The sequence below is a fragment of the Paenibacillus sp. 1SOY10 genome (assembly GCF_056836745.1).
In genome coordinates this window covers 28,578-48,401 of record NZ_JBXENK010000002.1, presented here as the reverse complement: position 1 = coordinate 48,401, position 19,824 = coordinate 28,578, and the positions used below count along the sequence as shown (strand labels likewise).

At 50.5% G+C, this 19,824-nt stretch carries 16 protein-coding genes; 2 read left to right on the top strand and 14 right to left on the bottom strand.

The window, feature by feature from the left end:
- The first annotated feature begins 102 nt into the window (after positions 1-102).
- Positions 103-1,041 (top strand): HNH endonuclease, encoded by a 939-nt coding sequence (locus tag AC1VOR_RS06025; protein ID WP_482616485.1) that lies wholly within the window; start codon positions 103-105, stop codon positions 1,039-1,041.
- Here AC1VOR_RS06025 and AC1VOR_RS06020 read toward each other — a convergent pair.
- The 8 genes from AC1VOR_RS06020 to AC1VOR_RS05985 all read right to left on the bottom strand — a co-directional run bounded on the left by AC1VOR_RS06020 (position 1,026) and on the right by AC1VOR_RS05985 (position 11,351).
- Positions 1,026-3,146 carry a HelD family protein gene (locus AC1VOR_RS06020; protein WP_482616483.1) on the bottom strand — a complete coding sequence of 707 codons (2,121 nt, stop codon included), beginning with the start codon at positions 3,144-3,146 and terminating at the stop codon, positions 1,026-1,028. The two genes, AC1VOR_RS06025 and AC1VOR_RS06020, sit on opposite strands and share 16 nt — an antisense overlap.
- A 193-nt stretch (positions 3,147-3,339) precedes the next feature.
- Positions 3,340-4,092 (bottom strand): tRNA threonylcarbamoyladenosine dehydratase, encoded by a 753-nt coding sequence (locus AC1VOR_RS06015; RefSeq protein ID WP_482616482.1) that lies wholly within the window; start codon positions 4,090-4,092, stop codon positions 3,340-3,342.
- A 23-nt stretch (positions 4,093-4,115) separates the two neighbouring features.
- A complete protein-coding gene (gene aspS / locus AC1VOR_RS06010) occupies positions 4,116-5,894 on the bottom strand; it encodes an aspartate--tRNA ligase (protein ID WP_482616481.1) in 1,779 nt (592 codons plus the stop codon).
- 25 nt (positions 5,895-5,919) lie between these two features.
- Entirely contained in the window at positions 5,920-7,164 is a 1,245-nt protein-coding gene (gene hisS / locus AC1VOR_RS06005; RefSeq protein WP_482616480.1) for a histidine--tRNA ligase, read from the bottom strand.
- A gap of 586 nt (positions 7,165-7,750) precedes the next feature.
- The gene (locus AC1VOR_RS06000) at positions 7,751-8,209 is read right to left on the bottom strand and encodes a hypothetical protein (RefSeq protein ID WP_482616479.1); all 459 of its coding nucleotides are present in this window, start codon (positions 8,207-8,209) and stop codon (positions 7,751-7,753) included.
- Between the two features lie 146 nt (positions 8,210-8,355).
- Positions 8,356-8,523, bottom strand: a complete 168-nt coding sequence (locus AC1VOR_RS05995; protein WP_482616478.1) for a hypothetical protein — start codon at positions 8,521-8,523, stop codon at positions 8,356-8,358.
- A 166-nt stretch (positions 8,524-8,689) separates the two neighbouring features.
- Positions 8,690-9,148 carry a D-aminoacyl-tRNA deacylase gene (dtd, locus tag AC1VOR_RS05990; RefSeq protein ID WP_482616477.1) on the bottom strand — a complete coding sequence of 153 codons (459 nt, stop codon included), beginning with the start codon at positions 9,146-9,148 and terminating at the stop codon, positions 8,690-8,692.
- Positions 9,149-9,173: 25 nt separating this feature from the next.
- The gene (locus AC1VOR_RS05985) at positions 9,174-11,351 is read right to left on the bottom strand and encodes a RelA/SpoT family protein (RefSeq protein WP_482616475.1); all 2,178 of its coding nucleotides are present in this window, start codon (positions 11,349-11,351) and stop codon (positions 9,174-9,176) included.
- A 263-nt stretch (positions 11,352-11,614) separates the two neighbouring features.
- On the opposite strand from AC1VOR_RS05985, the gene uraA reads away from it, so the two are divergent.
- Entirely contained in the window at positions 11,615-12,904 is a 1,290-nt protein-coding gene (uraA, locus tag AC1VOR_RS05980) for a uracil permease (RefSeq protein ID WP_482617643.1), read from the top strand.
- A 127-nt stretch (positions 12,905-13,031) separates the two neighbouring features.
- On the opposite strand, the gene AC1VOR_RS05975 is transcribed toward uraA, so the two are convergent.
- The 6 genes from AC1VOR_RS05975 to AC1VOR_RS05950 form a co-directional block, all read right to left on the bottom strand.
- Complete coding sequence (locus tag AC1VOR_RS05975) at positions 13,032-13,544, bottom strand: adenine phosphoribosyltransferase (RefSeq protein ID WP_059051870.1); 513 nt, start codon at positions 13,542-13,544, stop codon at positions 13,032-13,034.
- A gap of 17 nt (positions 13,545-13,561) precedes the next feature.
- The gene (gene recJ / locus AC1VOR_RS05970; protein ID WP_482616474.1) at positions 13,562-15,967 is read right to left on the bottom strand and encodes a single-stranded-DNA-specific exonuclease RecJ; all 2,406 of its coding nucleotides are present in this window, start codon (positions 15,965-15,967) and stop codon (positions 13,562-13,564) included.
- Positions 15,968-16,009: 42 nt separating this feature from the next.
- The gene (locus AC1VOR_RS05965) at positions 16,010-16,963 is read right to left on the bottom strand and encodes a cation diffusion facilitator family transporter (protein WP_482616472.1); all 954 of its coding nucleotides are present in this window, start codon (positions 16,961-16,963) and stop codon (positions 16,010-16,012) included.
- A gap of 115 nt (positions 16,964-17,078) precedes the next feature.
- Positions 17,079-17,966 carry a protein translocase subunit SecF gene (gene secF, locus AC1VOR_RS05960; RefSeq protein WP_482616471.1) on the bottom strand — a complete coding sequence of 296 codons (888 nt, stop codon included), beginning with the start codon at positions 17,964-17,966 and terminating at the stop codon, positions 17,079-17,081.
- Positions 17,956-19,209 carry a protein translocase subunit SecD gene (secD, locus tag AC1VOR_RS05955; RefSeq protein WP_482616469.1) on the bottom strand — a complete coding sequence of 418 codons (1,254 nt, stop codon included), beginning with the start codon at positions 19,207-19,209 and terminating at the stop codon, positions 17,956-17,958. Before secD ends, secF begins: the two co-directional genes overlap by 11 nt.
- Positions 19,210-19,369: 160 nt before the next feature.
- Positions 19,370-19,612, bottom strand: a complete 243-nt coding sequence (locus AC1VOR_RS05950; RefSeq protein ID WP_059054413.1) for a post-transcriptional regulator — start codon at positions 19,610-19,612, stop codon at positions 19,370-19,372.
- Between the last annotated feature and the right edge of the window lie 212 nt (positions 19,613-19,824).

Here is a 19,824-nt window from a genome sequence, read left to right as displayed (position 1 = left end):
GCCAAGCTGCTGCAAGGCAAGTATGGAATGTGGAGTGTGGGCCTGGCGAAGGTTATAATAGAAGCATGTCTTCACAGTTCGCTTGAATAAGAGGTGACTTTTTTGACTCAGCAATCAAAGCAGGCAAGCACTCCGGCAAAGGCCGTTAAAATATGCGCCTATTGCGGCAAAACGAAACCCGTAGGCGAGTTTCTTCGTCGTACAGGCAAGCGCTCCGGCAAGGGAGAACGCCGCGGGGCCTGCCGTACCTGCCGTGCGGAACGCAAACGGCAAGCCACGGCGATGGACAAGTACAGCACCGAGGCTGATTATGCTGCCAGGCCGCAAAGCAGCGAGCAAGGTGTCCATGACCTGCTCAACGCAGGTGTGACCACCACGCTACCGCAAGCCCCTGTAACTGGCGCTGAGGCCGCTGGCGCGGATACGACTCCACCAGTAGTGAAGCCGCCACGCAAGCGCAAGCGGAAACGCCGCAGAAGCAAAGCCGGGGCAGAGACGACTGCCCTGGCTCGCAGCACGGCCACGGCCTTGCAAGAGGGCGAGAACAACGCTGGCGAAGCTCAGCTTGTTGCCCGCAACGCGGCAGGTGTACATGCCGCGCCCAAGCGCCGGATCAAGCGGGCGCTGCCCGCGCCCCCGCCGAGAGTTGAGGGTCCTGACGTGCGGACCCTTCGCCCGAACAAGAACGGGATGATTCGCATGCGTGGACGGACCGACAAAGGCAGACGGTGGCAACAAGAGGTCGACCTTGAGCTTGCTGTTACGCTCGTCCGTGAGCATATGGCGGTCATTGTTAATCCATTTACGATCCGCCGTCTTTACACCAACAAGGCGTTTCGCCGTTACATTCTGAACCGGGACAACTATACCTGCTTCTTCTGCGGTGAATACGGGGATACCATCGATCACTTGCTCCCCAAAGCCAAGGGCGGCCATACCACCCCTATCAACTGTGTCTGTGCGTGTAACCTCTGCAATCAGAGCAAGGCAGACCGCTTTCTGGAGGACTTCATCGAAGACGACGTTTATCCAGCTACGTAAGGGGGCAATGTCTCGCCATGCAGGAGCCACAGGACATGCAACGCCCGGGTGCATCCAACATAGAGCAATTTGGCATCATTAGCCCCATAATGACTGGCATCCACATCAGTTACGATGACCGCATCAAATTCCAGACCCTTGGAGAGATAGACCGGCAGTACAGATACCCCGCCAGCATATTCTCTGAGCTCGCCATCGATCAGGTTGGCATTAACGCCGTCAGCAACGAGCTCGGCATGCAGGTTCTTGGCATCCTGCATCGTGCGAGTCAACACTGCCGCCGTGCGGATGGTACCTGCCAAAGCCTCATCCAGTATCTGGCGAAGCACCTCTGGGCGATCATCCCCAACAGCCTTCAAGAGCCGCACCGGCTCTCCGCTGCGGAACACGGGCACGGCCAGTAAATCTGCCTCAACCCCCCGCTGTAAAATTTCATTCGCGAACTGAATAATTTCCATCGTCGAACGGTAGCTCCGGGTCAGCGCGAAATAAGCCGTATCCTCCGGCCCAAACAAGCTGCTCATCTCCTCCCAGCGACGCACCCCTTTGTAGTAATGGATGCCTTGCGACAAGTCCCCGAGAATGGTGAAGGAATGTCCCTTCACGAAGCGATCCAGCACATAGACCTGAAAAGGAGAGAAGTCCTGCGCTTCATCAATGACCACATGGTCAAATGTCAGCTTACCGTCTATCTCATGAATCAACGTATATAGATACAATAAGGCGGGCAGCTCCTCTTCCCTTACCACATTTTTCTTCAGCCGAGCCTGTGTATCTTTTAAAATGCCTGCAGGAATACGATGCTTCACATCAACCAATCCTGCCGCCTTATTACTTCCCTTGCCAGCTTGGAACATTTCCTTATACAAGCTAAGGGGTGTCAATTCAGGCCACTTCTTGGCGTAGCTCTTCTCCCTCTGCTGGGCCTTCTTCTTACGTTCCTTCAGTGCAGCCGCCGAAGGTGAATGCTTAAGACGCATCTCAATCCAGCGATGAATACGCGCAAGTACCCGTTCCTTGCGGAGCGCTACCGGGTAATGCCGATATTCGCCTTCAAACCAGCCGATAATTTCCTCGCGAGACAACCTTGCTCCATCCCAAGGCTCAAAGTCTCCCTCCGGCACACAACTAGACTCCAGGCTGGCCACGGCGTCATCAATAATCTCCTTAAAAGCCATCGAGCCCTTGAAGCGGCCTGGCAGCTCCTCTTCCTTCCGGACCTCCTTGGGATCAGCAGCATCGAACCAACCAGACAATACGTCCGAACCATCCAGCTCTATTTCTCCTAGCTCCAGGACCTTGCCTGCCCAATCACTGAATGTGCTCTGTTGAATATCGCCAACCCCAAGCTCAGGCAATACATCGGAGATATAATCGATGAACATATGATTCGGAGCGAAGATAACCATCCGTTCCGCACGGATCTGCTCCTTGTACTGATACAATAAAAAAGCCAGCCGATGTAGCGCCACAGTCGTCTTCCCACTCCCGGCCACCCCTTGAATAATCAACGCCGTATTTTTAGCCGCACGAATGATTTTGTCCTGCTCTGCCTGGATGGTCGAGACGATATCACGCAGGCGGTTATCCTTGTTCTCACCTAACCGGTAAACGAGGAATTCATCCGAAACCGCCGGACCCTCACTTTCCCGATTATACGTATCGGCTACCCGGTCCAGAATACCTTTACGAATAACGATATTCCGCTTCAGATACACAAGTCCTTCAATTACGCCCTCAGGTGCCGTATATGCCGCATCATCCCCGCCGGTAAACGAATAGAACAGACTAGCCGCCGGAGCTCGCCAATCAATTACAATCGGCTCCTTGCCCTCAGGGTCGCCCACTCCTACCTTACCAATATATAACGGGGTTTTGCCCTTTCCCTTCTCCTCGAAATCCAGTCGGCCAAAATACGGCTCGCGCACCGATTGCTCCAGTTGCTTCCGTTGATTCTCCCGGTTCTCTTCCAGCAATTGCTCCGTAAAGTCCTGCCCCGTATACACCGGAATTCCCCGCAATCGTTGCAGTTGCTTGTCTATCTCCTCTAGGGTGCGGTCAAGCCGCGCTACCTCTTCTTGATAGGCACTTTGAAAATGTTCCATATTTCAGTTGCCTCCTAAGGTTTCGTGTTATGCTCCATTCCTGTTCGGCTTTGAAGCAAAAGGAGCTTCATTATACCACTAATGAAAGCGCACCGCACATTTATTTTCTAACACGTGAAAAAGCGCAGAGCCGATGACATCCATCGATTCTGCGCTTCTTTTGTGCGTGTTAAAAAAATTGGGTACAGGAGCGTTACACTCGTACTCCGCCACGTTCCAGGAGCTCACGTACAGCCACGCTGACCATAATGAGTCCAACCACAGGTGGAACAAAGGAATTGCTGGCCGGAGGTTGCTTCGCTTTGCGAATTTTGGCGCCCGCCGGGGCAATTTTCTCCGTTACGTCGGCACGAGGTTTCACCGGAGTCTCGGTCGAGAAGACGACCTTAACTCCTTTCTTAATCCCCTGCTCCCGCAGCTTGTGCCGGATGACCCGGGCCATGGGGTCCATATGAGTCTTGGAAATGTCCGTTACCTGGAACTTGGTGGGGTCCATCTTATTGGCCGCGCCCATGCTAGACAAGATCGGAATCTTGCGTCTCAGACATTCCTTGATCAAATGAACCTTGTAAATAATCGTGTCTGAAGCATCCAGAACATAATCGATATCGTACTTGAACAGTTCCTCGTAAGTCTCCTCTGTATAGAACATGTTCAGTGCAATCGTTTCGCATTCAGGATTGATCAGCTTGATTCGTTCACACATCAAATCGGCTTTCTTCTGGCCAACCGTCGTGGTCAATGCGTGAATTTGCCGGTTAATGTTCGTAATGTCCACAACGTCCTTGTCAATCAGAATGATGCGGCCGATGCCGGTACGGGCCAATCCTTCCACGGCCATCGCACCCACACCGCCAATCCCCAGGACAGCTACCGTGCTCTTCTTCAAAACATCCAAGCCCTCAACGCCAATGGCAAGTTCGGTCCGTGAAAACTGATGAAGCATATTCTATCGCACCTCCTGAGGCATCATTTCTTGGCTTCAGCCGATTTAACGGCAAGCTTGATATGCAATTGCTCCAACTGTGGCGCATCCACCTCGGAAGGGGCATTCATGAGCAAGTCCGTAGCGCTGGCTGTTTTCGGGAACGCAATCGTTTCACGCAGGTTGGAACGGCCCGTTAACAGCATAACAAGACGGTCGAAGCCAAAGGCAATCCCGCCGTGCGGCGGCGTACCATATTCGAAGGCATCCATCAGATAGCCGAATTTATCCTGAGCTTCTTCAGGTGAAAGACCGATAGCTTTGAACATTTGCTCCTGTACCTCGCGTTTGTAAATCCGCATGGAACCGCCGCCTACTTCATAACCATTCAGTACGAGGTCATAGGCTTGAGCAAGAATCTTCCCTGGATCGGTGTCGAACAACGCCAGATCTTCCTCACGTGGCCGGGTAAACGGATGATGCTCTGCCACATAACGTTTCTGCTCTTCATCCCAGCCCAGCAGAGGGAAGTCCACCACCCAGGCAAACTTATACACATTGTCGTCGATCAAGCCAAGTTGACGGCCGATTTTCAGACGTAATGCGCCCAACACATCCGCAACGACCTTCTTGTTATCTGCGGAGAATAACAGCAGATCGCCTTCTTCCGCTCCGGTACGTTCCTTAATAGTGGCAATTTCCTCTTCCGTGAAGAACTTCACGATTGGACCACGGAACTCGCCTTCCTTCACTTGAATCCAGGCCAGCCCTTTGGCACCATAGCGAGCTGCGTAAGGACCCAGATCGTCGATGTCCTTGCGGCTCCATGTACCGCAGCCTTTGGCATTAAGCACTTTAACCTCTCCGCCTTTTTCTACTACCGAAGCAAAGACCTTAACTCCGCTTCCAGCAACCAGATCACTGACATTAACCAGTTCCAGACCAAAGCGCAGATCCGGCTTGTCAGAGCCGTATTTGCCAATAGCATCGGCATAGCTCAAGCGTTGGAACGGTGTTTCAATGTCGACGCCCTTGGTTTCCTTAAAGAGACGAACAACGAGCTTCTCCATCATGTCCAGTAACTCGTCACGAGACAGGAAGGAAGTTTCAATATCGACCTGAGTGAACTCCGGCTGACGGTCTGCACGCAAGTCCTCATCCCGGAAGCAACGAGCGATTTGATAATAGCGTTCTACTCCGCTGACCATCAACAATTGCTTGTACAATTGCGGAGATTGTGGAAGTGCGAAGAATTCTCCTGGATGTACCCGACTTGGTACCAAATAGTCACGAGCGCCTTCCGGCGAGCTTTTCGTCAGAATTGGAGTTTCTACTTCAACAAATCCTTCTCCATCGAGGAAGTCACGGAACACCTTAGCTGCCTTGGAACGAAGGCGTAATGTTTGTTGCATTTCCGGACGACGCAAGTCCAGGTAACGATATTTCAAACGCAGGGATTCATCGACCTCAACACCGTCTTCAATGAAGAATGGCGGAGTCTTGGCTGCGTTCAGCACTTCGATCTCTGTGATTTGCACTTCAATTTGCCCTGTTGGCAAGTTCGGGTTCACCGTCTCTGCATCCCGCTCTACCACTTTGCCCGTTACGGCAAGCACGTATTCGCTGCGCACTTTATCAGCAATTTGTAGCGCTTCGCCCGAATAGGCCGGGTTGAAGACGACTTGCACGATGCCACTGCGATCACGCAGATCAATAAACAATACGCCCCCCAAATCGCGTCTTGTTTGCACCCAGCCGTTTAATGTAACGGTTTCTCCGATGTTGGCTGTGCTGAGCACGCCGCATTGATGCGTTCTTTTCATGTAAATTCTCCTTTATGTGTATAGTTTAATTTAATTCATTAACCAGGTCGGTCAGCTTCACCGTACGCTGCTCTCCACTCTCCATGGACTTAAGGGCAATTTCGCCACGAGCTAATTCGTCGTCGCCCAGAATCGCTGTATAGCGAGCCTGCATCCGGTCCGCAGACTTCATCTGCGCCTTCATCTTACGTCCAAGATAATCTCGCTCGGCAGAGAAGCCTGCTTGCCGCAATCGGAAGATTTGAGTTGTAATCTCTTTGTCAGCCGACTCACCCAAAGCCACCAGATACACGTCGAGCGGTTTGGCCTCGCCAAGAGCAATTTCCTGCTTCTCCAGAATGAGAGCGATCCGTTCCAGCCCAAGTGCCATTCCGATCCCCGGCTGATCAGGGCCCCCAACCTCGGCCACCAATCCATTGTACCGGCCACCGCCGCCAATGGTATCAATGGCACCGATGCCTTCAGCTTTATATTCAAACGCAGTATGCGTGTAATAATCCAAGCCCCGCACCAGTCTCGGATTAATGACATAATCCACTTCCATAGCGCTTAGCAGTTCCTGTACTCTGGCAAAATGAGCTGTACACTCTTCATCCAGACTTTCCAGTATCGAAGGAGCGTTTACGAACTTCTCCTGGTCTACTTTGCAGTCCAGTACCCGCAGTGGATTACGCTCCATCCGGGCCTGACAGTCCTTGCACAAGCTGTCCTTCATTGGCAGCAGGAAGGACAGAAGCTTCTCCCGGTAAGCTGCCCGGCTCTCTGGATTGCCAACGGAATTGATCTCTACCTTTACGCCCTGAAGTCCCAACTCACGGCAATACTGGTAACCTAAAGCTACCACTTCCGCATCAATCGCAGGATCTGTCGCTCCGAAGGCTTCAACTCCGAACTGATGGAACTGACGTTGTCGTCCCGCTTGAGGCCGCTCATACCGGAACATAGGCCCGATATAATACAGCTTGCTCACATCCGGCTCCCCGTACAGCTTGTTCTCCACGTAGGAACGAACCACGCCTGCCGTCCCTTCAGGACGAAGCGTCATACTGCGATCACCTTTATCTAGGAAAGTATACATTTCCTTCTCAACGATATCCGTCGTTTCTCCTACACCACGTTCGAATAGCGAAGTCTGTTCGAAGATCGGGGTACGAATCTCCCGGTAATTGAACCGGCGGCATAAATCTCTGGCCTTCTCCTCTGCAAACTGCCATTTCTCAACAAAGCCCGGGAGTAGATCCTGGGTACCCGTCGGTTTTTGAAAAGCCATCTCCCTCATCCTCCATCCATTAATCAGCTCAGCAAAATAAAAAACTCCCGTCCCTGTTTGTATCAAACAAACAGGGACGGGAGACCGATTATACGATTCACCCGTGGTGCCACCCACATTCCGAATTTGCCCCCAGCCCTAGGGAGAACAAATTCGCTTGAAGCGGTTATCGCCCGCCTACGCCGCGCGTCTACTCTAATTGCTTATTTCGCCGCCGGTTCTCAGGGAAGTCCTTCGTTCAATCATCACCGGAATCCTTCCAGCCTGCCTTATGCTTATTAGCCTGCATCGTCTATTGCTCATGCAGCTACCTGCCAAGGCATGGGATTCCTCTCTGTAGGTGTGGGGTTGAATTACTTTGTCCCGTCATCGAATCATGATTTACTGTTACATGAACTGTTATTTTATGATTGTATGCAACCACCGCACTAAAGTCAAGCCTATGTATCACGAAAAAAGCGGGCCAAAGAAAAAAGACCTGACACCAACGGGGTGCAGGTCCAAAAGATACTATATTAAAAGGGGGTCATGCTGTTATTATATACAGGCAATGTTAAAGGAACATGAATCTAATATTACAGTTATATTACAGGTCAGATATATAAGCTCCCTGATCGCGTAATTTCTTTACAATTTCCTCGTACTCATGCTCCTTGACCTTGGCGCTAAGCACATATTTTAAATCATCGGGATTCACATCTCCGCGAGGTTCCTCTTCTTCCCGGTTATCCCTCTGCGCAAGCTCTTCATTATCTCGTTCATTTACGGTTAATCCTGCTACCGCCAGCCCGGGCAGAGCACCTTGCCCTTCACGAATGGTTCCTGGCAGTGGAACCGCACCCTGGTTCCCTACATTGGCGCCCGTAGCTCCGGAAGCTCCCCCAGTATTTACTGGAAGGAAGGGAAAGCGAATTCTGTCATTTTCACTCAGGCCATCCTCTGCATACCCCGTCTCCACTTGCTCGACCTCAAACGGGAGCAAGCTTAAACGCGCACCCTCCACCTTATCCTCTGTCCTGAAATATGCCTGAATATGCCTCGTCATACCAATCACTCCTTTTCTTTGAGATTCATCGCTCAAGAAACACGGGGTCTCTTAGGTTGTTATTACCCTAAACGATGGACTTTATGTCAGGTTAGAAGTAATTTTTGCGTTCTAATCCAAAAAAGAGCCCTCTGGGCTCCCGAACACTAGCTTCCCGGTCGTGGAAGCCACTCCCCGGAGGGTTTTACCTCGCGCGGGATCATCTCAAATTGTTCCGGAGCAGCCAGACGGGCCAAGCTCCGTGCTTCGGCCAGGCCTCCCGCATCAACCAGCGGAATGACCTGCCAATCTCGGGATTTCGCGGATTGGCGCATAATTCAAGCTCCTTCGTAGCATGGATGCTTCTTCTGAATCTTACTTCGTCTTCAGCTTGCCCCAAAGAAGCCTTACTATTCGGTTAGGATAATTCCCCTCCTCCCAATAGCAAAGAGCATGCTGCATCATCATCATGCAACATGCTCTTTCTACCTTTGCTTATGCTCACACCAGCAAAGTTGATGAAGGACTGTCTATAATCAGGGTCACGGGTCCCCAGTTCGTCAACTTTACGTCCATTTCGGCACCGAATATCCCCGTTTCCACGGTTAAGCCCTTATCTCGAAGCAGTTCGTTAAACCTCTCGTATAACGGCTCGGCGACTTCCGGGCGGGCAGCAGCCATGAAGTTGGGCCTTCTTCCCTTACGGCTATCAGCATACAAGGTAAATTGCGACACCGACAGAATAGCTCCATCAATCTCTGTCACACCCAAATTCAGCTTGCCAACCTCATCCTCAAAAATCCGTAAGCCAGCAACCTTATCAGCTAAATAAGCAGCATCCTGCTCCGTATCCTTATGGGTAATGCCAACAAGCAGCATCAGCCCCTTACCGATTGAGCCCACCGTTTGTCCCGACACGTTCACCTGGGCCTCCCGGCAGCGTTGCACAACTACTCTCATCGTTCCCGAATCCTTTCCGCGTAACTTATTGCATAATCCGGTGCACCGTATAAACGTCCTTCACCCGCTTGATCTTCTCCACTACAGATTGCAGATGATCCGTATTGCGAATCAGGATCGTCATATGCACCAAAGCCATTTTATTTTTGTCCAAGCGGCCAGATACCGCTGAAATATTCGTCTTGCTCTCCGCCACCGCTTGCAGCACCTCGTTCAGGAAGTTGCGGCGTTCATGACCGGTAATCTCGATATCCACACTGTAGTTCGCTTCAATCGCAGTTTCCCATTCCACATCAATAATTCGTGCGGCTTCCTCACCATCATGAATACCTGGAATGTTTGTACAGTCACTGCGATGGACCGATACCCCGCGGCCACGGGTAATGTAGCCTACGATTTCATCTCCCGGTACCGGATTGCAGCATCTGGCAAAACGCACAAGAAGATTATCGATGCCCTTCACCACTACTCCGTTGGTTGGACGGCGTCGTTCCTCCTGTTGGCTCTTGACCTCCTTCACCTCTGAAGTAAGCTCGATATGCCCTGCCGCTTCTTCCTGCTCCTTACGCAGCTTCTCCGTCAGCTTGGTGACGATCTGAGCAGCCGTAATCCCACCGAAGCCTATTGCGGACAACATATCATCTACATCATTAAAGGTGAACTTCTTGGCCGCTTCCAGCAGCTTATCCTCTGACATCCATTGCGAAGGCTCGATCCCGGCACGCTTCAATTCCCGTTCGATCGCATCGCGGCCCTTCTCTACATTCTCCTCGCGCTTCTCCTTCTTGAACCATTGCTTGATTTTGCTGCGAGCATGAGACGACTGGGCTATCTTCAGCCAGTCTTGACTTGGTCCGTAAGAATGCTTGGAAGTCAGAATCTCCACGATATCCCCGGTCTTTAGCCGATGGTCCAGCGGCACGATTCGACCGTTGACCTTGGCCCCGATCGTGCGATTCCCCACCTCGGTATGGATGCGGTAAGCAAAGTCCAGCGGTACAGAGCCAGCAGGCAACTCAATAACCTCACCTGAAGGGGTAAATACAAACACGAGATCGGAGAAGAAGTCCATCTTGAGTGATTCCACAAACTCCGAAGCATCCTTCGCCTCATGCTGCAGCTCAAGAATCTCGCTGAAGAACGTAATTTTGTTCTCCAGACCGCCGGTATCGGTTCCTTCCTTGTAAGCCCAGTGCGCTGCAATCCCGTATTCGGCTGTACGGTGCATCTCCCAGGTACGAATTTGTACTTCTGTAGGTTCCCCGTTCGGGCCGACCACCGTCGTATGAAGAGATTGGTACATATTCGCCTTCGGCATCGCGATATAATCCTTGAAACGCCCTGGCATCGGTTTCCATAGGGTATGGATGATTCCCAGGGTCGCATAACAATCCTTAATATTATCGACGATAATGCGAATGGCCAGCAGATCATAAATCTCATTGAACTGCTTGTTCTTCATCGTCATTTTCCGGTAAACGCTATAAATATGCTTCGGACGACCAGATAAATCAGCCTGAACTCCCATTTCATCAAGCTTTTCCGCAATCCGGTCAATCACATTCTTGATGTATTCTTCACGTTCTGCGCGCTTCTTGCGCATCAGGTTGGCAATCCGGTAATACTGCTGTGGGTTCAAATATCTCAGGGCGATATCTTCCATCTCCCACCGAATCGCAGAAATCCCGAGCCGATTGGCAATTGGACAGAAAATCTCCAGCGTTTCGTAAGCAATCCGACGCTGGCTTTCTTCCGATTGATATTTGAGCGTCCGCATATTGTGCAAGCGGTCCGCCAGCTTGATGACGATAACGCGAATGTCCTGAGCCATGGCGATGAACATTTTGCGGTAGTTCTCGTTCTGCTGCTCCTCCTTGGACCGAAATTTAATTCGTTCCAGCTTGGTCAGCCCATCTACCAGCAAAGCACAATCTCCACCAAATCGCTCTTGTATCTCCTTCAAGGACACCGTAGTATCTTCGACCACGTCATGAAGCAAAGCTGCAATGACCGACAGCACATCCATCTGCATGCCCACTACAATGTCTGCTACGGCCAGGGGATGAAGAATATAAGGTTCTCCGGATTTGCGGAGTTGTCCGTGATGGGCTTGATCCGCAAACTCGTACGCTTCCCGAATGCGCTCCAGGTCCGGTTCCTTTATATAGGCAGATGCCTTTTCGAGTAATTGCTCAATGCCCATGGTGATCCTGTTGATTCCTTTCTATATGAAAATATTCTAAAAAAACGCACAGAAGAGCATAAATCGCCTTATTTTGATTTTCTATAATTATGACTCTTGCACCCTCTCCCGTCAACTCTTGGGTTGCCCCTTCGGTGCGGACATCCCCTCGGAATGGAGTCCTTACATCAATGTTCATGAATTTTCTGTTGAAAAATGGCGACAATGTCATTAATCTAGTAAGGATAGTTATCTTGATCGTCATATTCAGAGGAGTGAACGTGTTGCAACGTGAAATTCAAGTTAATGAAAAGGTTCCTGTCGGACCGGGCGCGCTCTTAAGCCTGCAGCATCTATTTGCGATGTTCGGCAGTACCGTGCTGGTTCCAAATATTTTTGGCGTCAATCCCGGCATGATTTTGCTGATGAACGGGATAGGTACCCTGCTTTACATCTTAATCTGTAAGGGGAAAATTCCGGCCTACCTTGGCTCCAGCTTTGCTTTCATCTCGCCTGTAAGCATGGTAATTGCAAACAATCCGGATGGTGGATATGCGATGGCGCTGGGTGCGTTCATCATTACAGGTCTCATCTTCCTGCTGGTTGCCTTGTTTATCAAATATGCCGGTACAAGCTGGATTGATGTCGTCTTCCCTCCGGCAGCCATGGGGGCCATCGTGGCTCTGATCGGGCTGGAGCTTATCCCCGTAGCCGCCGGTATGGCAGGTTGGATCAGTAGCAATCCCGGGGAGGCCTGGTCTCCTGATCCCAAGCATATTACCCTTTCGCTGGTGACGCTTGGAGTTACCATGTTCGGCGCCGTGCTGTTCCGCGGGTTTCCCAAAATTATTCATATCCTGATCGGGATCGTGGTCGGTTATGTGTTAGCTTATTTTATGAAAGAAGTCGATACGGGTGCCATCGCGGCTGCCAAGTGGTTTACACTGCCTACGGTCACTACCCCGCAATGGAGTCTGTCCGCGATCATTACCATTATTCCTGTGGCGCTGGTTGTTATCGTTGAGCATATCGGCCATCTCCTGGTGACCAGCAACATTGTTGGCAAAGATTTGTCCAAGGATCCCGGACTGCACCGCTCCCTGATGGGGAACGGGATCTCTACCATTTTGTCCGGCTTTGTTGGCTCCACGCCTAATACCACCTACGGGGAGAATATCGGCGTCATGGCATTGACCCGTGTATACTCAATCTTCGTCATCGGCGGAGCTGCAGTTTTCGCTATTCTGCTCTCCTTCTCTGGCAAATTCTCAGCCATCATCGCTGTAATTCCGCCTCCGGTCATGGGCGGTGTATCGCTCTTGCTCTTCGGCGTCATCGCCGCATCCGGCTTGCGTATCTTCGTGGAGCAGAAGGTTGACTTCTCCAAGCCAACCAACATGCTGCTGGCGACCATCGTTCTGGTCATTGGTTTGAGTGGAACAAAGCTGACTATGGGCGATGTTGAACTCAAAGGTATGGCGCTGGCGACCATCGTAGGCATTGTGATGAGCCTGTTGTTCAAGCTGATTCAGGTGCTTGGGCTCAGCAATGACAAGGATGAAGCTGCTCACTAAATTCGAGCTCAAACTCATAAAGGGTACTGCCCCAAAGCCTTTCGCTTTGGGGCAGTACCCTTCTCTCTTTTTTTACATTCAAACAGATTCCCGATCATTTCCCTCACATCATGATCTACTATTGGGCTTAATAAGTCAGCAGTGAGAATACATCGATGCCTTGCAGCTTCTCGCGACCATTCAACTCGCTTAGCTCAATTAGAAACGCAGTACCCACAACGTTGCCACCCAACTGCCGAACGAGATTTACCGAGGTAGATATCGTTCCGCCCGTTGCCAGCAAGTCATCGGCAATCAGCACATTTTGCCCCGGCTTAACTGCATCACTATGCATAGCCAGCCGGTCCTTACCATACTCCAGATCATATTCGACCTCGATGGTCTTGTATGGCAGCTTCCCGCTTTTACGAATCGGAACGAACCCTACGCCAAGAGCATAAGCCAGGGGAGCGCCAACCACAAACCCACGAGCCTCGGGACCAGCAATCAGATCAATCTTCAAGTCACTCACAAGTTGCTTCAACTCATCAATAGACTTACGGTATGCATCACCGTCGTTCAGTAAAGTTGTAATATCCTTAAAACTGATCCCAGGCTGAGGGAAGTCAGGAATGACCCTGATATGTTCTTTAAAATCCACAAAAATCTCCTCCTATTTTATGAAGCCCCTTGGTTTTGGGCAAGCATCCACTCCGTAATTTCCGGGACGCGACCATACTCCAGCAACTGTTCCATATCCGCCAGCAGCTCAAGCTCCCGATAACGGCTCGAGGCCTCAAGCGGCTGCTTGGCCGGAGAGGGATTCAGCTTGACCATGCCAGAGCTCCGCACCAAAAATCCCAGTTCTTCGAACACCCCTAGCGTCATCAGCAACATACGTCTGGACCAGCCAGTCCGCTTTGCCAGCGCGGCAACCAAATCATCTTCACGAAATCCCTGAGCAACTTGTCGATGAATCAGCCCGTACACTTGCTTGAAATGTTCACGGGATGGCCGCTCAATCTTCTCTTGTGCAGAACGCCGCGGATGTAGTAAGTATAACCGCTCCAGCCCGGCAAATGCAGATAACATGCCTTGCCAGCTTTGCTGTGTATCGGGCAATTCCAGAACGAATAACGTTCCCACCCCGTGACTGCCAGAAGCTTGTGCCAGACCATTGACAGGACGGGCACCATCCTTCTTATCATATACCCAAACCTGCATGTCCTTCAATTGGCTTATCACAGATCCATCTGTCCCTGGATTGACCACTACTGCCGAGAGACCGGAGCCGCAAGCGGGCAAATTCATCAGCTTGTGGTAAATCTCCTCCAACTGCTGTAGAGGGCGACGGGAATCTCGATAATCAAAGACCTGAATATGCGATACCGCCAAATCCTGAATCATTAGCTGGGGCTTCCGTGAGCCGTTCCATTCATTTATACTGGCTTCGGCCACTACATCCAGCTCAGCTTCCTCCGTCAATGCCGCAGCTAGCGCTCCCTTGCCAAAAGCAACGGCCTCAACATTCTTCCCGTTCTGAGCCACAATCAACTTTAAATGCTTCCCGTCCTTGCCCATCTGCCGGCACTCCAGTAATTTGAGTCCTCTCAGCAGGAGCTTGGGACAAGCATTGGCCATCCCAAAGGGAGCCAATCCTTCCAATTGCTCAATCGCTTGCAGGGTAATCTCCTGTAGCGAACAACTCAAATCAATTTGCGTAACAGGTACGAAATGCTCCGGTCCCAGCCGGGAGGCAGCAAAGCTTTGCAGCCGTTCTTTAAACGCCTCGATTCGGCTTTGATGCAAAGACATCCCCGCTGCTGAAGGGTGACCACCATAGTGATCAAGCAAATCCGCACAATCAGTTAATGCCTCATACATATCGAATCCCGGGATTGAACGTGCAGAGCCTTTGCATTCTCCGGTCTCGGGGTTAATTCCCAATACAATGGTTGGCCGATAATACCTTTCCAGCAGCTTGGAGGCAACGATGCCCACCACGCCGGCATTCCAGCCTAAACCTGCTACCACGATGACATCCGGCATGGCGTGGTCCTTCGTCTGTTCCTCCAACTGTGCCAAGGCTTCCTGGGTCATTTCATCCACCAGCATCTGTCGCTCTTTATTAAGCACATCCAGTTCCTCGGCGGTGTCCTCCGCTTCTTCCAAAGCGTCCGCTGTCAGCAACGACACCGCCCGGTTGGCATGGCTCATACGCCCGCTGGCGTTAATACGCGGTGCCAAACCGAAGGCCACCGTCGTTGAAGTGACATCGCCGCTAGACCAGCCCGCCGTCCCAAGCAAGGCTGTGATGCCAGGAAAAGACGACTTTGCCATCGACGCAAGCCCCGCCTTGACCATCACCCGATTCTCACCGGTCAACGGCATCAAATCAGCTATGGTTCCAAGAGCAACCAGCTCTGTCCAGGCTTTCGGAGTTTCTTCTCCCAATAAGGCTTGTGATAGCTTGTACGCCACCCCAACCCCAGCCAGTCCTTTAAAGGGATATGTACAAAAGGGGAGTTTGGGATTCACCAGCGTATAGGCCTCGGGTAAAATCGCCGGCGGCTCATGGTGGTCCGTAACAACAACGTCCATTCCTACGGAGTTGGCGTACGCTATTTGTTCTACAGCACTAATCCCCGTATCTACCGTAATGATCAGACTGTAGCCCTTCTTGTGAAAGTGCTCCAGTACAGGGATGTGTAAGCCGTAGCCTTCCTTGGTACGGTGGGGAATGTAATAATCATATGTAGCACCCATATGCCGCATTAAGCAAATCATCAGTGTTGTAGAGGATACGCCATCGGCATCGTAATCGCCATAAATTAATATGCGTTCCCCTTCAGCTACAGCGCGGCGAATACGCGAAACCGCCTCCTCCATCCCGCTAAGCAGCAGAGGATCATGTTGCTCCGCTAGGTCACCACTTAAGAATAGCTCGGCCTGCCGAGCATCCCCCATCCCTCTTGTAACCAGCAAAGAGGCCAGTAGTGGCGAAATCCCTAATTGATCAGCAAGCTCTCGCGAACGATTTGCATCTAAAGGCAATACATCCCAGCGTGATTTGGCATGAAGCAAAATCGGCACCTCCCTTCATGTCATTTCTTAGCTGCCTTTTGCTTATTGAAGCAGACTTGGCAGGTCGTTGTCTGAGTCCTCCGTGTTACTTTTATAAGGGTAACCTGCATCATAAGGCTCTACTTGAATTCGAACATCAATCACATGTGAGAAACGATTAAGCAGCAGCAATCTTGCCCGATTGGCAATATCATTAGCCTCTAGCACCGTGATTTTGGGATTAACGCTGATCTTCGCACTAATCGTAACGTAATGACCGTTCTCCAATGCTCGCAGCTCTTCCACCGCAATCACGCCATGTACTCTTTGAACCGTCTCAATGAACGAAGCCGCGTCCTCTTCCTGCATTCGGAATACCGGCATATCATACAGCGATGTCTTCACCAAATGATAGGATCGCAGCAAAATATGACAGGCGACAAGGATAGCAGCAATCGGTTCAAGGTAAAGCAGCGCGGGGATATCCCAGACATGGCCCCCCATAGCCGCAGCTATTCCGACCAATATGGTCACAGAAGAAAATAACGATTGGCGGTGAACATCCACAAGCCGGCGTCCTTCTACCACTTCTCTTCCTGCTTGCCGTACCTGAAGCTGGAATACCAATTCTTTCAGCGCCATGGACAGCAAGATAGCTATTAACGGTAGAGTCTCGGGAGGGGTAATATCGGCTGTTACAATAGCAGTAACTCCAGCAATCAGAAGTTGTAATGCACCCATCATCAGAAATATAGAAAGAAAAATAGCAGGCAACGGCTTCACCGTTTCCTTGCCGGGCAATGATCCTCCCTGTCTGTTCCGGCGGCTCACTCCTGGCAAGCGCAGCTTAATTGCCGCGCTTACAGCCGCATCATGAGTGGAATACAAGGCTCCCGCCAGCAGTGCTTGGCTGCTAAACAGCCACCCCACTATCCCTTTAAATATGGCGAGACCGACATCGCTAACGATGCCAAGCCACGTCGTTGAACGAAGCAACATGTCTTGTTCTCGTGTCATAGTCAACCTCCTGAAGCACGTAAAACTGAAAAGAGCGGGAAAGCCGCGTCTAGATCGACGCGGCTCCATCCTTACCAACAAATAAGTTACATATCAACGCAACAAAAACGGCTATTTAAGACGCTTTGGCTGGTTTCTTTTGTTTGCTCTTCAACAAGAACCAGAGCGGGCTTGCCACAAAGATGGTGGAATAGGCCCCGAACAGCAAACCGATAACCATTGCCAGCGAGAACATCCGAATCGATTCTCCGCCGAGCAGGAAGAGGAAGAATGCCGCTACAAATACGGTCAAAGCCGTGTACAGGGAACGCATAATCGTTTGCGATACACTTTGATTGACCAGATGAATCAAATCTTCGCGGGTTTTCGTCTTCGCAAAACGGAGATTCTCACGAATCCGGTCAAAAATAACGATGGTATCGTTGATGGAATAACCAATAATCGTCAGCACCGCGATGATAAAGGTAGAATCCACCTCAAGCCGGAAGATTGAGAATAAAGTAACCACCATAAAGGCATCATGCAGCAAAGCTACAATGGCTGCCAAAGCAAAACGCCATTCAAAACGAATGCTGACATAGATGATAATCCCCAGGCAAGAAATCAGTACGGCATATATTGCATTACGCGCTAATTCCTTAGCCATTTCAGGGTCCACCGTATTCACTTCGAAGGAAGCCTGATCGTCCAGCTTCAAAATTTCATTCTTCAGCTCAACGTCATTATTCTCACTTAGTACAGTATCAAATCGGATATTCATCCGTTCTTCCCCTGCACTGATTGACGTACCTTCACGAATGTTCAGCTTCTCCAGAATAGGTTCAACTTGCTCTGATGTAATCGTCTTGGATAGTGAAATATCCACGTTGGAACCGGCTTTGAAGTCAACACTATAGTTGAGACCAAAGACAGAAAGGCAGATGATGCCTACAACGGTCATGATAATAGATATTGTGTAGAAGTATCGGCTAAGATGCACATAGTCCAATTTTTTAAAGCTCACGAATATCACGCTCCTTCACACCGAAATATTTCGGTTTCAACAGCTTGCCAGCCTTAAGCAGCAGGTTCAGCAGGAAACGGGAGAGATATACATTCGTGGCAATACTCAGTACAATTTCCACAATGAGCACCAAGGCAAAGCCTTTGACGGCCCCAGTACCATAAGCGTACATTACAGCCGCAACGATGATCGTTGTAATCTGTGAGTCAAGCACTGTGCGCAGAGAGTGTTGGTCCCCGACTTTAACAGCAGACATAATGCTCCGACCCGCTCGTATTTCCTCATGAATCCGTTCATTAGTAATAATGTTAGCATCCACGGCCATACCTACGCCAAGTATAAACGCGGCGATCCCCGGCAGGGTCAGGGTAAAGTCCGCCCAGACGAAGACGAGAATAAGCAACCAGGTGTGAATAATTAGCGTAAAGGCTGCGATTAAACCAGGCACCCGGTACATTCCAATCATGAAGATCAGTATGAACAGCGAGGCAATCAGACCCGCTTCAATGGTCTCATCCAATGATTGCTTACCGAGCGTTGCTCCAATACTTTGTGAATACTTCTCAGTGAGGTTCAGCGGCAATGCACCCAAGTTAATGGTATCGCGCAGTTGCTTGGCTTTATCAAGGTCTCCGCCCACACTGATCTGAGCGGAACCATCTGTCAGAACCGCTTGAACCACTGGGTCGGAAATAAGCTCCTCATTCATGAAGATGGCAAGCGGCTGACCGAGCAAACGCTTGGTCACTTCAGCGAACTTCTCTTTGCTGGTTACACTGATGCTAACGAGCGGCTCGTTCATTTGTCCGAACTCCAGCTTGGCCCCATTGGCAGCAAAATCCGTACCAATCATCTCAATCTTGTTGTACTGGTCAGGGCCGGTTTCTGTACCGTCCTTGCTACGGAAGGTTAATGACGCAGGCTCCTGCATCGTTTCGCGAACCGTCTTCTCATCCGTCACACCAGCTAATTTCAAGCGGATGCGGTTCGTCCCCTCTGTTGTTACTTCCGGCTCGCTTGTACCGAGCTTGTTAGCTCTCTCTTCCAAGCTCTTGGCCGTTTGAATCAATGATTCCTTCGTGACCTGAGTACCGCCTTCAAGCGGACTAGCTTCATACAAAATTTCAAAGCCGCCCTTGAGGTCAAGACCAAGACGCACGTCTTTCAACAGGCCGGGGGTTGTCCATCCCATGATGGCAAAAGATACAACCACGACGGTTATGAATGCGATAATTCTTTTCATCCCGTACTTCGTTCCCCTTTCAAATTCTCAATATTCCTATTATAGCTATGCCATATTAGCCAGTCAATTTATATGAAAAACCTCTCTTCGTGTTCGTTATTTTCTGGCCCCCTGTCCAAAAAATTCATAAATGGGGCCACCGCAACAAAAAGGACCCCATTTACTCAAAGCGGGATCCACGATAAGCAGAAATCGTCATATAATTCATAAACTGATTTGCTTTCAGCGATAGAATATCATTGACCAGTTGATGTAATGGAGGAGGGCCATTCTTCTCATATTTATGGCTAACGCACTCCCAGATGTCCGCCCCGGTAACATGCTCGTACCCGATGAGCCGGAATTCTTCGGCTTTACTGCGGCACAGGCTTTCGATCGCCTCGTTCAATTGTTGTTCCGTCATTTCCTCTTCAGTCACGATCCAGCCTCCTTCCAACTCGTCTTATCCTATATTCTACTCTAATTCTCCATCTCCTGCCTATAAGAGACATCGAATCTTGAATTCAGCCGTGCCTTCCGTTGCTCACGTAGATCTGTCTACGCTCCGCTACTCAGTCCCTTGCTTCATCCAACCTTCTCGGTCCTGAAAATTCGACTTTTTGAACTCGCATTATT

What these genes read in the sequence shown, in the direction of transcription:
- AC1VOR_RS05965 (WP_482616472.1), bottom strand. Translation starts at nt 16,963, where the DNA reads ATGACACGAGAACAAGACATGTTGCTTCGTTCAACGACGTGGCTTGGC.
- AC1VOR_RS05985 (WP_482616475.1), bottom strand. Translation starts at nt 11,351, where the DNA reads ATGGGCATTGAGCAATTACTCGAAAAGGCATCTGCCTATATAAAGGAA.
- AC1VOR_RS05995 (WP_482616478.1), bottom strand. Translation starts at nt 8,523, where the DNA reads ATGCGCCAATCCGCGAAATCCCGAGATTGGCAGGTCATTCCGCTGGTT.
- AC1VOR_RS06020 (WP_482616483.1), bottom strand. Translation starts at nt 3,146, where the DNA reads ATGGAACATTTTCAAAGTGCCTATCAAGAAGAGGTAGCGCGGCTTGAC.
- AC1VOR_RS06000 (WP_482616479.1), bottom strand. Translation starts at nt 8,209, where the DNA reads ATGACGAGGCATATTCAGGCATATTTCAGGACAGAGGATAAGGTGGAG.
- dtd (WP_482616477.1), bottom strand. Translation starts at nt 9,148, where the DNA reads ATGAGAGTAGTTGTGCAACGCTGCCGGGAGGCCCAGGTGAACGTGTCG.
- AC1VOR_RS05950 (WP_059054413.1), bottom strand. Translation starts at nt 19,612, where the DNA reads ATGACGGAACAACAATTGAACGAGGCGATCGAAAGCCTGTGCCGCAGT.
- aspS (WP_482616481.1), bottom strand. Translation starts at nt 5,894, where the DNA reads ATGAAAAGAACGCATCAATGCGGCGTGCTCAGCACAGCCAACATCGGA.
- AC1VOR_RS06015 (WP_482616482.1), bottom strand. Translation starts at nt 4,092, where the DNA reads ATGCTTCATCAGTTTTCACGGACCGAACTTGCCATTGGCGTTGAGGGC.
- secD (WP_482616469.1), bottom strand. Translation starts at nt 19,209, where the DNA reads ATGAAAAGAATTATCGCATTCATAACCGTCGTGGTTGTATCTTTTGCC.
- hisS (WP_482616480.1), bottom strand. Translation starts at nt 7,164, where the DNA reads ATGGCTTTTCAAAAACCGACGGGTACCCAGGATCTACTCCCGGGCTTT.